The 11,259-nt window shown below is 64.2% G+C and carries 9 protein-coding genes; 8 read left to right on the top strand and 1 reads right to left on the bottom strand.

The window, feature by feature from the left end; all coding sequences use genetic code 11:
• Positions 1–158: 158 nt before the first annotated feature.
• From VGH98_11325 to VGH98_11310, 4 genes are read left to right on the top strand one after another with little or no spacing between them, the layout of a single operon-like run.
• Positions 159–1,976: a HAMP domain-containing sensor histidine kinase gene (locus VGH98_11325; GenBank protein ID HEY2376555.1), complete on the top strand. Its 1,818-nt coding sequence runs from the start codon at positions 159–161 to the stop codon at positions 1,974–1,976.
• Positions 1,976–2,689 carry a response regulator transcription factor gene (locus VGH98_11320; protein HEY2376554.1) on the top strand — a complete coding sequence of 238 codons (714 nt, stop codon included), beginning with the start codon at positions 1,976–1,978 and terminating at the stop codon, positions 2,687–2,689. The genes VGH98_11325 and VGH98_11320 overlap by 1 nt, the downstream gene beginning before the upstream one ends.
• Complete coding sequence (locus tag VGH98_11315) at positions 2,686–3,507, top strand: hypothetical protein (GenBank protein HEY2376553.1); 822 nt, start codon at positions 2,686–2,688, stop codon at positions 3,505–3,507. Before VGH98_11320 ends, VGH98_11315 begins: the two co-directional genes overlap by 4 nt.
• A 6-nt stretch (positions 3,508–3,513) precedes the next feature.
• Positions 3,514–3,879 carry an Hpt domain-containing protein gene (locus tag VGH98_11310; GenBank protein HEY2376552.1) on the top strand — a complete coding sequence of 122 codons (366 nt, stop codon included), beginning with the start codon at positions 3,514–3,516 and terminating at the stop codon, positions 3,877–3,879.
• Between the two features lie 7 nt (positions 3,880–3,886).
• Here VGH98_11310 and VGH98_11305 read toward each other — a convergent pair whose 3' ends face one another.
• Entirely contained in the window at positions 3,887–5,935 is a 2,049-nt protein-coding gene (locus VGH98_11305; protein ID HEY2376551.1) for a thioredoxin domain-containing protein, read from the bottom strand.
• Between the two features lie 170 nt (positions 5,936–6,105).
• Between VGH98_11305 and VGH98_11300 the strand changes: the two genes are divergently transcribed.
• The 4 genes from VGH98_11300 (at position 6,106) to VGH98_11285 (ending at position 11,225) form a co-directional block, all read left to right on the top strand.
• The gene (locus VGH98_11300; GenBank protein ID HEY2376550.1) at positions 6,106–7,422 is read left to right on the top strand and encodes a hypothetical protein; all 1,317 of its coding nucleotides are present in this window, start codon (positions 6,106–6,108) and stop codon (positions 7,420–7,422) included.
• On the top strand, positions 7,350–8,951 hold the full coding sequence (locus tag VGH98_11295; protein ID HEY2376549.1) for a glycosyltransferase family 39 protein: 1,602 nt from the start codon (positions 7,350–7,352) through the stop codon (positions 8,949–8,951). Before VGH98_11300 ends, VGH98_11295 begins: the two co-directional genes overlap by 73 nt.
• A gap of 141 nt (positions 8,952–9,092) precedes the next feature.
• Entirely contained in the window at positions 9,093–9,758 is a 666-nt protein-coding gene (locus tag VGH98_11290; GenBank protein HEY2376548.1) for a TetR/AcrR family transcriptional regulator, read from the top strand.
• Between the two features lie 87 nt (positions 9,759–9,845).
• Positions 9,846–11,225 carry a dipeptidase gene (locus tag VGH98_11285; GenBank protein ID HEY2376547.1) on the top strand — a complete coding sequence of 460 codons (1,380 nt, stop codon included), beginning with the start codon at positions 9,846–9,848 and terminating at the stop codon, positions 11,223–11,225.
• Positions 11,226–11,259 lie beyond the last annotated feature (34 nt).

The following is an 11,259-nucleotide window of genomic DNA, read 5'->3' as shown; positions in this document are numbered from 1 at the left end:
GAGAGTGAGCGTTTGGTTCACGAGTACGAACGGGAGCGCGAGCAACGCGCGCGACGTAAAATAGGCTTACAGGCGAGCAAAGCTCGTCTGTAAGGAATGGGTAATGGCGACCCGGTGGGCTTTCCAAGCCCGCGGCTGGACATTTCCTTAGGTGCTGCATGCGCGCCCACGGCTCTTCTTCCCGCTCCTTCGGCACAATTGTCCTTCTCGGCGTCGCGCTCGTTCTCGTCGGCGTTCTCGTGTACCAGGCACAGGATGCCGCGCGATCGCAGCAGCGCATCGCCGAGTCGACGCTCGACGACTACGCGTCATTTGCCGACTGGCAGCTGACGCAGCAGGCGAAGGGCAGCGTGCTGTCGACGGTCATCACGTCGCTCAGCGCGCAAGCCTCACGCTTCGATCCCGAGGCGCCGGAGAAGACGATCGTGTCGCCCGAGCAATCGGAGGCGGACGCGCGCGCCATCACCGAACCGTGGTGTCGGTGCCTCGGCGGTGTTCATTATTTCTTCCGCTACGACTGGTCGGACGGAACGTTCAGAACGACGGCCAACGATCTGCCGGACGCCGCGATCGCATGGGCTCGCGACACGCTCGTCAGCTACGCGAAAACGTTGGCGCCGATAGCTGGTCCGCGCCCAACGACGTTCGGTTCGCCCGACTCCCGGTTGGGCGCGCTGCGGCCGTTGGCTGCGGTGGTGACGAGCGACGCCTATGGGATGATCTTCGCCGGCGCCAAGCGCGTGCGCGCGACAGGCGATACGTCGGTGCCGCAGCTGCTCGTCTTCGTTGTGGTGCGTGAGCCGAAGGCCGGGCACCCAGTCATGATCTACGGATACGCGACCGACCCGCGCACGTACCTCAGTCCGACGCTCAGCTTGATTCATCGCCGGAGCGCGCTGCTTCCCCCGTCACTGCTGCGCGATACGGCGCCTGATTCGATTCTCTCGATTTTGGTGACGACGATCGATGGCAGCGAGATCTATCGATCGCCGGGATACTTCCCGTCGAGCTATCGTGCGGCCGACACTCTCGAGTCCAACTTTGGTCGACTCGTTATGCATGTCGGTTTGCGTCCGGAGTTGGCATCGCAGTTGATCGTCGGCGGCCTGCCGCGATCACGCTTGCCGCTTCTTGCCGGCGTCTTCCTGCTCACCGCGGGCCTGCTCGGCGTGGCTTGGCGACAGCTCCATCGGCAGCAGGAATTGGCTCGACTCAGAACGGAGTTCGTTTCTGGTGTGTCGCACGAGTTGCGCACGCCGCTGGCGCAGATTCGCTGGTTCGCCGAACTGTTACACCTCGGTAAGCTCCGCTCCGATGACGAGCGCGCCCGGTCCGCGGGCATCATCGATCAGGAAGCGCGGCGGCTGACGTACCTCGTCGAGAATGTGCTCAACTTCTCGCGCGGCGAGAAAGGCGCGAATCGCATCACGCCGGCATCGCTCGATCTCGACACCGAGCTGCGCGACGCGGTGGAGATGTTCACACCGCTCGTCCGGTCGCGCCGCACGTTGGTGCGTCTCGGTCCCGCGACTGGTCTTACGGTGAAGGCCGATCGCGATGCGTTGCGACAGATCGTTCTCAACTTGCTCGACAACGCGGCCAAGTATGGTCCCGCCGGCCAAACCATCTCCGTCGGGAGTGCGGCCGTGCCGGCAAGCGAGGGCGCGCGGGTTCGATTTTGGGTCGAGGACCAGGGTCCGGGCATCCCCATCGCCGATCGTGATCGCGTGTGGGAGCCATACGTGCGGCTCGGTCGCGACGTCGAATCAGCGACGGGTGGCAGTGGGATCGGACTCTCCGTCGTGCGCGAGCTTGTCGCACTTCACGGCGGCGAAACGTGGATCGAGGCTGCCGGTGCGGGCGGCGGCGCGCGTGTGGTGGTGGAACTGCCGGCGCGCCTCGACATGCCATCGACTGTGTCGACGCCGGAGCCGGCATCGACGAGCGAGCACGCTCCCGCCATAAGCGAACAGTAATGTCGGTGCTGACGCAGCAGGGGAATATCCTCATCGTCGAGGACAATCCCGATCTCGCCTACGGTCTTCGCACCGGACTCGAGATCGAGGGCTACGAGGTGGCGGTCGCCGAGGATGGCGAGACCGGACTCGCGAGGGCGAAGCAGTGGCTTCCAGATCTCGTGATTCTCGATCTCATGCTGCCGGGGATGGACGGCTATCGCGTGCTACGAAGTCTGCGTGACGACGGCCTCGAGATGCCGGTGCTCATCCTCACAGCGCGCGGTCAGGAAGCGGATAAGGTTCTTGGCTTCCGGCTCGGCGCCGACGACTATGTCACGAAGCCGTGCGGTGTGCTCGAACTACTCGCGCGCGTGGGTGCGTTGCTTCGTCGTTCGCGCATGTCGGATCGGGCGGTACACGCCGGAAGTGAGACGGTCGAGCGGTTTGGGGACGTGGAGATCAACCCGGCGTCGCGCACGGTGACGAAAGCCGGGCAGCTCGTCGCGCTGAGCCCAAAGGAGTTCGACCTGTTGCTGACGCTGGTCCGGAGAAGGGGAGCGGTGGCGTCGCGTGTCGAGTTGTTACGGGAGGTCTGGGGACACCGAGTTGAAGTCATGACCCGAACGGTGGACATTCATATTGCCGAGCTGCGTCGGAAGCTCGAAGACGATCCGTCGGCGCCGCGGCATATTCTCACGGTCTGGAAGGCTGGATACCGGCTCGAGCCATGACACCTTGCTTTGCTCGTTGCGCAGTCCTTGCTCTGTCGATCGCCGTTTTCGGTTGCGCGCATTCGCCTGCCGCGACTTCGCCATCGCCATCGACGGTCTCACAGGGCAGGCGAACCGACCCGGCGAACGGTACCGACGTCGTTCGCGCGATGCACGACAAGTACTCGGCGGTCTGGTACAAGACGTTGACCTTCTCGCAGACAACGACGCTCACATTGGCAAACGGTGGGACCTCCGTTCAACAGTGGCTCGAAGCGGGAAAGTTTCCGGGGCGCCTTCGCATCGACACCGACACGGCCAGTCGCGGCGGGGTGATCTATGCGGGTGACACTGTGTACCGCTTCGCCAACGGCAAGCTCGCTGCCGCGAACGCGGACATGAACGAGCTCCTCATCCTTGGCTTCGACGTTTACACACAGCCTGTGGATCGCACGGCTGACATTCTGCGGCGACGGGGGATCGACCTGTCGAAGATTTCGCGAGGAACATGGGAGGGGCGGCCGGTCTTCATCGTCGGTGCTTCGCCGGGCGACAGCGCGAGCAAGCAGTTCTGGGTTGACGCCGAGCGATTGCTATTCGTTAGGCTTCTGGAGACGGTCACGACGCCCAGCGGACCACGTCACGTGGAGTACCGGTTCATGAAGTATGTCCCGCACGGGCAGGCCTGGGTTTCCGAAGAGGTCATGGGGCTCCGCGACGGCAAGCCGAGCCTGCACGAGGTCTATGCGAATGTGCGCATCGACGTCCCATTGAGCGACGCTACCTTCGATCCGGCGCAGTACGGTACCTTCACCCCGTGGTATAGGTTACCCCGTTAGGCGGCGATGGCCGATCCAGTCGATCGAACACATCTCGAGCGGCTTGCCACTCGCTTCGGTTCGCATTTCCTGCTTCAGATCATCGATCTCTTCATCGTTCAGGGGCGGGATCGAATCGCGGCGGCCGAAGAGGGGATCGCGAGCGGGAATGCGGCGGCGATTATCGCCGCCGCGCACGCGCTCAAGTCGAGCGCGGGCAATCTTGGCGCCGGTCCGTTAGGCAAGTGCGCCGACGCGATCGAGCGGCGTGGCTCGGCTGGCGCGTCGGTCGACGTGCTGGCGCCGATGGTACCGTCGCTCCAGGACGCATTCGTTGCCGCATGTACCGTCCTCGAGGCCGCGAGGGCCGACGTCGCGCGCCGGACCGCGTGAACAGACGTTAGGCGCTCGCGGCGGCTTCGAGCTGCGCCGAGAGTGCCTCGGCGTCCGTCACGGGCGCGTCGCATGTGTAGTGGCGGCAGACGTAGGCGGTCGCGCGTCCCCCCGCAGCCGTCCGGTCGGCGAGAAGCGGAATCGTCTCGGTGTCGCGCACCGGTCCACCCGCGAGGACGAGTGACGGGACGTATCGCTCCGCCGCGGCGCGGTTCAGCGACCGGAAGTCGTCGGCCGCCGGATCACCGACGATCGCCAGCTCGATCGCGCCGCGGACGAGCTGGTCGGCGACGCCTAATGCGTGTCCGAAGGCGGCCGGCTGCCGCACCATAGGCTCGGCGATCGTCTCGAGCACATACGTCGCCCGGCGGCGCATCGACTCGTCTTGCAACAGATCGGCGAGCCGTGCGAGCAGCTCGGCGGCGAGCGACGTTCCCGAAGGCGTTGCATTGTCGGTCACGTCGCGCGGGCGCGTCACGAGGGACTCGTGATCGCTGGCAGTATCGAAGAAAGCGCCGGTGTCGTCGTCCCAGAACCAGCGCACCGCGGATTCGGCAAGAGTGTGCGCGCGGGTGAGCCAGGTCTCGTCGAAGGTGAGCTCGTAGAGAGAGAGCGCCGCGAGGCCGAGCGCGGCATAATCCTCGAGAAACCCGGAAATCTTCGCTCGGCCGTGCTTCGCCGTTCGAAACACGCGGCCGTCGCGTACGAGCAAGCCGAAGAGATACTCGCCGTGTCGAATCGCTTCGGCACGGTACGACATCCGGTCGAAGGCGCGCGCGGCTTCGGCGAGGGCGCGTAGCATCAGCCCGTTCCATGACGCGAGCGTTTTGTCGTCGCAGCCAGGACGAACACGCGATGCGCGCGCAGCCAGAAGCGTGTGGGCCGCACTCGCGATGCGGGCGCGAAGTTCGTCGACGGTAATCCCGTTACGGGCGGCCACGACCCTTGGCTCGTTAGGTACGTGGAGAATGCTCTTCCCCTCGAAGTTCCCGCCGGCGGTTACTCCCCAGTACTCGATCGCCAGGGCCGCTTCGGCACCGAGCAACGCGCTGACTTCCTCGACCGACCAAACGTAGAACTTGCCTTCGTGGCCTTCACTGTCCGCGTCCAGCGACGAGAAGAATCCACCGTCTGGAGCAGCCATCTCGCGCAACGCCCAATCGAGGGTCTCCTCGACAACGCGTCGGATCTCGGCATCCTTGGTGGCCTGCCAGAGATGTGTTCCGAGTCGGGCAAGCAGCGCGTTGTCGTACAGCATCTTCTCGAAATGGGGAACGAGCCACGCCTGGTCCACTGCATAACGAGCGAAGCCGCCACCCAATTGGTCGAAGATGCCCCCGCGCGCCATTGCACGAAACGACTCCTGTGCAATCGTGAGGGCGAGCGAGGTACGCGTCCGAGCCCAATAACGAAGGAGGGAATCGAGTGCCATGGCCTGCGGGAACTTCGGCGCGCCGCCGAAGCCGCCGTTGCGCAGGTCGTAGTCCCGGGCCAGCTCGCGATAGGCGCGCTCGAGCAAAAGAGAGGTGAGAGCGCCCGTGCTGCGCGTCGGATGCGTGGTTGACGCGAAGAACTGACGCAGCTGCGTCGTCGTGCGCTCGACGTCTCCTCGGCGATTCTGATATGCCTCGCCCACCGCTGAAATCACGCGCCTGAAGGAGGGCAGGCCGTGACGGTCGTCGGCCGGAAAGTAGGTGCCGGCATAAAACGGCAGTCCCTCGGGTGTGAGAAATACCGTCATCGGCCACCCGCCGTGGCCGGTCATGGCCTGCACCGCTTGCATGTAGATGCCGTCGATGTCCGGCCTCTCCTCGCGATCGACCTTGATGTTGATGAACTTCTCATTCATCAAACTGGCCGTTGCCTCGTCCTCGAAGGACTCGTGCTCCATGACGTGGCACCAATGGCAGGCGGCGTAGCCCACGCTGAGCAGAATCGGTTTGTCCTCAGTCCGTGCGCGAAGCAGCGCGTCGTCGCCCCACGGATACCAGTCCACGGGATTCCCGGCGTGCTGCAGCAGATATGGACTGGTTTCGTTTGCAAGCCGATTTGCCATGGGCAAATTCCGGATGATCTTTGCGACACCGCTTGTCGCGGAGGCGTACTGAGAGAAGGTTACATGCCTCGACGGCGGCGTGCCTCACCGCCCTCTCGCTCACCTCCCGTTTCGTGGCTCAATCTTCCCGACATCGTTCGCGCAAACACTCTGCGGCGCGGCTCGAACCGTTGCCCGCGGCCCCACCGGCGCCGATCTATCAGCGCGTTCCATGGTCCGGCGTAGTCGCGACTTTCCTCGTGCTTCTCACCGCCGCGTTCGCCGTAGATCCCATTCGCGACGCGGTCTCACTCGGTGCGGTAACCGAGGCTCGTCTCGAGCATTCAGTCGGCTACCTCGCCATCGCGCCGATCTCGGCGATACTCGACACGCTCACGCTGCTCGGCGCTCGTCAGCACATTGCCGTGGTTCTCTCGCTGATGGTTCTCTACATCGCGATCAGGACGTGGCGGATTCGTCGCCAACCGAATCCGGAGCAGGCGCCGAAGACGCGTCGCACGCGCGTCGCGAGCGAGGCGACTCACGGCGCGATTTTTCTGCTCGTCGTCGTTCTGAGTTACGCCGCTGCCCTTGTCCTTCCCCGGCCCATGGCGTCGCTGGCGCTCGAGGCGTCCGACGTACTGCTTGCGGTCGACTTTCACTCGCATACGCGATATTCTCACGACGGACGTCCCGGTTGGGATCCGGCCGACGTACGCGCTTGGCATCGCGCCGCCGGATTCGATGCCGCATACATCTCGGATCATCGCACGGTTCATGGCGCGGAGCTCGGCATCGCCGACAATCCTGCCGAAGCAGGACAAGGCACGATGCTGCTGCAGTCACTCGAGGCTGGATGGCGGAGTGAGCACGTCAACATTCTCGGAGCCAATCGCTTCTACAAGGGGCTCACGTCCGCCGATCTTCGCGACGTCGACGAGCAAGCGCTGGCGCTCGCGAGTCTCATTCGCAACCACGAGCCGATCGTCATCGAGACGCTGCCGGCCAACTTGAACAACGTCGTTGCTGCCAGAGGTCCGGGAACGGCTGGAGCGCGTGCGATCGAGGTCGTGGACGGCTCGCCGCGCGGTCTCGATCAAACGCGCATCATGCGATCGCGGATCGTGCACCTGGCGGATAGTCTGCATCTCGCGATGGTGGCGGGAAGCGATAATCACGGCTGGGGGAAAACCGCCCCTGGATGGACACTGCTCATCATTCCGGGCTGGCGCGGGATGCGCACAGACTCGCTCGAGTCGGCGATCGAGAGCGCGCTGCGGCTCGGCCACGATGCCACGCGCGTCGTGGAGCGGCGCGTCGCCGGTGAGCTGAATGGCAGCAACGTGTTCGGCGTCGCGCTCACTCTCCCGCTGGTGACCTGGGGAATGTTGACGACGCTTTCGGTTGACGAGCGGATCATGTGGGTCATCTGGGTGTGGGCGGTCGTGTTGACGGCAAGCCTAACAACGGCATGGCGACGGCGACACCGGCTCAGACGAGTCGTTTGACGGGCGTTCGCGACCCCCTGGGTCTGACATCCCGGCGAACACTCATCATCGGCGTGCTCGTCGCCGGTGCCGTCGTCCGTCTCGTCTTCGCCGGTCTGATTCCGCTTTTCGGAGACGAAGCCTACTACTGGGAATGGTCGCGTCGCCTCGCCGCCGGATATTTCGATCATCCGCCTGGGATTCCGATCCTGATTCGCGGCGGCACGGCACTACTCGGTACTACCGCGTTAGGCGTGCGGCTTTTGCCAGTACTTGCGGGTTTTGTCGCCGCCCTCGCGTGCGCAGGAATCGCGCGGCAAATCGGGGACGAGGATTCCGCGCTCCGCGGCGCTGCAATCATAACGTGTATGCCACTCGCTGCGGCTGGTCTCGTCCTCGCCACGCCGGACTCGCCGCTCCTCGCGACGAGCGCCGTTGGCATGTACACGCTCGTACGCGCACTCCAGGCCCCACGGGCATCCCGAGCGTCGCTCGGCTGGTGGATCGCGACAGGAATCGCTCTCGGCTTCGCGTTCAGCTCGAAGTACACGTCGATTCTCATGCCGATCGGTGTCACGCTGGCTGTTCTGTCTCGCGCGAGCTTGCGTCAGCGATTGCGCGATTCAGGACCGTACGTCGCCTGCGTCGTCGCTACGATTGTGTTTCTTCCCGTGCTGCTCTGGAACGCGAGTCACGAGTGGGCGTCGTTCGGGTTTCAGATCCATCATGGCTTGGCGGCGCCCACCCATCGCGACGTATTCGCGCCACTCAAGCGTCTCGGCGACATGATCGGCGGTCAGGCCGGACTCGTCTCGCCGATTCTCTTCGTGCTGCTTGGCTTGGCCGTTGTCCGCGGGCTGCGCCGCTCGGTGTCTGATGTGACGTATGTACTCGCGGTCGTGACAGCGTTCACCTTCCTGTTCTTCTGCTACAGTGCAACGCGTCAACGGGTCGAGGCGAACTGGCCTGCACCCGCTTACATCGCAGCCATTCCCCTTCTCGCCGCATTGCCGATGTCGCCAGTGCTGGTGAAATGGTTCCGGGCGGGTTTGTGGCTTGCTATGGCCGTTTCAGCACTGGTTTACCTCCACGCCGCGTTCGAGATCCTTCCCATTCCTCCGCGAAAGGATCCGGTAGCGCGTTCGGCGGGCTGGCACGAGCTCGCCGCTGCGGCCTCGCTCATTGCGCAGCAGACTGCATCCGGGTCACGAGGTCGCACATGGCTTGCCGCGGACCGCTACATGGATGCCGCCGAGCTTGCGTTCTACACACCAAACCATGTGACCACGTTCTCGCTGAATCTTGGCGGGCGGAGCAACCAGTACGATCTGTGGCCGGGCTTCGCCGAGACGGCGCGCGCGGGAGACAATCTCGTCGTCGCACTCGACGAGACCGTGGACACGCATCCGATCGTGGCGCAGCTTGCACCATTCTTTCGCACCATCGGCCGCGACAGCCTTGTAGATATGCGAAACCGCCACGGCCTGGTGACGCAGCGTCGTCTCTGGATCCTGCGAGGGTGGACGGGGGGTTGGCCGGCACGCAGATAGGCGGCGGGCATTGCCGTAAGGGATTCCAGGCCAAATGCGTGAGCATCCTTGCAAGTTGGCGCGGCAGACTGCTTGTTAGAGTCGACGCGATTCCCTCACCGGGGTATCGCACCGCACCGATGGCCAGTGGAGGCTCGTGCGATGACAATTCCGAGATTCCGACCTCCGCAGCAGACGCGCAGTCAGGAGACGCTCGACCGGATTCTCGACGCTGCGGAGCGCGTGCTCGAGGAAAAGAGCTTCACCGAGGCAACGCTCGCCGAGATCATGGACCGCGCGGGAGTCACGGTCGGCGCCTTCTATCGGCGCTTTCCCGACAAAGACGCGCTGCTGCATCTACTCGACGAACGCTTCTTCAAGCAGATGAAGGAGCGGGCCGACGAACTACTCGACCCCGAGCATTGGCGCGGCGCGTCAGTTTCGCAAATTCTCACCGAGTTCGCGCGCACCGCCGTGGCGGTGTATGCCGCCAAGCGCGGCGTTGCGAGGAGCGTCTTTCTGCGGGCGCGCGTCGATCCGGTCCTTCAGGCGACGGGTCGCCAGGTCAACGCCCAGAACATCGAACGGCTCCGTGCGCTCCTGCTCGATCCCAGTCGACGAGCGGAAGTGACGCATCCCGATCCCGAACGCGCCATCGCACTCGGCTTCATGATGTTCTTCGGCGCCTTACGAGAGACGACCGTCTTCGGCGAGGTCTGGCCTGAACACCGACAGTTGATCGGACCAAATCTGGGAGATGAGATGGCGCGCCTGTATCTCTCCTACCTCGGTGTGCGCGATGAGAAGCACGAGAGCGCTAGACAGTGACTGGGGACTAGCGATTTCTCTCGGCATCTGGCACCTATCAGCTAACACTGTCACTCAGGCCTTAGCCCCTCGCCCCTACTCTCGTCCATGGTTCCCGCCGATTTGGATCAGTTCTTCACGAAGAACGAAGCACGCATACGGAACGAGCTCTTCGAGCTGCTGCGGATTCCCAGCGTCAGCGCGCGCTCGGAGCATAACGAGGATACCGCACGAGCCGCCGAGTGGGTGGCTCGAAGCATGCGCGACGCAGGATTGAAGGCCGCCGTGCATCCGACGGCAGGGCATCCCGTCGTCGTCGGCGAATGGCGCGGCGCCGGACCCGACACGCCGACGGTCCTCGCCTACGGCCACTACGATGTACAGCCGGCGGAGCCGCTCGAGCTCTGGGAAAGCCCTCCGTTCGAGCCCACGGTTCGGTCGGGAAAGATCTTCGCGCGCGGATCCGTCGACGACAAAGGACAACTCTTCCTGCACGTCAAGGCGCTCGAAGCGTTATTGCGCACTCGCGGGACGTTGCCCGTGAACGTCGTGGTTCTCGCGGAGGGGGAGGAGGAAGTCGGCAGCGAGCATCTCCCGGACTTCGTCGAATCGAACGCCGATCTGCTGCGCGCCGACGCCGTCGTCATCTCCGATTCATCGATGTTCGCGCCGGGGCTTCCGTCGATTCTCTCATCGCTTCGCGGTCTCGCCTACTTTCAGATCGACGTCCAGGGCCCGTCGACCGATCTCCACTCCGGCAGCTACGGCGGTGCGGTCGTGAATCCGGCGATGGCGCTCGCGCGCATTCTCGCGACGATGCACGACAGCAAGGGCCATATTGCGATCGACGGCTTCTACGACAAGGTCATCGATTGGGGTGATGCCGCGCGCCGCAAGATTCGCACGCTTCCCTTCGACGAAGGACATTTCCGGGATGAGACAGGTGCGCCGGCGTTAGGCGGCGAGGCGGGATTCTCGGTCCTCGAGCGCCTGTGGATGCGACCGACGTGTGAAGTCAACGGGTTACTGAGCGGCTATACGGGAGAGGGCGCGAAGACCGTGCTGCCGGCGAAGGCAATGGCGAAGGTGAGCTGCCGGCTCGTGCCCGATCAGGATCCGCTGGAGATCGAGCGATTGATGCGCGCGCACGTCGAGCGCGTGGCGCCGAAGGAAGTGAAGGTCACGGTGATCCATCTTCACGGGGGACGACCCTGGCGAGCGAATCTGGATGGTCCGCTCTTCGACGCCGCGCGACGTGCTCTCGCTGCCGCCTTCGGCCGCGAGCCGGTGATCACTGGCGAAGGAGGCTCGATTCCCGTCGTCGGCGATTTTCAGCGTATCCTCAACACCCCAGTGCTGCTGATGGGCTTTGGTCTTCCCGGCGAGAACGCCCATGCACCTAACGAGTGGATGAGCGAGGAGAATTTCACGCGCGGGTTGCGCGCGGTAGCGATGCTGTACCAGGAACTGGGAGAGGCGATGGGCTAGAGAATAGGGGCTAGGGGTTGGACTCCCTAGCCCT

This window comes from Gemmatimonadaceae bacterium, from assembly GCA_036496605.1.
Classification (GTDB): domain Bacteria; phylum Gemmatimonadota; class Gemmatimonadetes; order Gemmatimonadales; family Gemmatimonadaceae; genus AG2.
Note: the sequence above shows the minus strand (reverse complement) of the source record. Positions and strands in the feature narration are given on the sequence as shown.

Coding starts and splice junctions, on each gene's coding strand:
- VGH98_11325 (HEY2376555.1), top strand. CDS start 159: ATGCGCGCCCACGGCTCTTCTTCCCGCTCCTTCGGCACAATTGTCCTT.
- VGH98_11320 (HEY2376554.1), top strand. CDS start 1,976: ATGTCGGTGCTGACGCAGCAGGGGAATATCCTCATCGTCGAGGACAAT.
- VGH98_11315 (HEY2376553.1), top strand. CDS start 2,686: ATGACACCTTGCTTTGCTCGTTGCGCAGTCCTTGCTCTGTCGATCGCC.
- VGH98_11310 (HEY2376552.1), top strand. CDS start 3,514: ATGGCCGATCCAGTCGATCGAACACATCTCGAGCGGCTTGCCACTCGC.
- VGH98_11305 (HEY2376551.1), bottom strand. CDS start 5,935: ATGGCAAATCGGCTTGCAAACGAAACCAGTCCATATCTGCTGCAGCAC.
- VGH98_11290 (HEY2376548.1), top strand. CDS start 9,093: ATGACAATTCCGAGATTCCGACCTCCGCAGCAGACGCGCAGTCAGGAG.
- VGH98_11285 (HEY2376547.1), top strand. CDS start 9,846: ATGGTTCCCGCCGATTTGGATCAGTTCTTCACGAAGAACGAAGCACGC.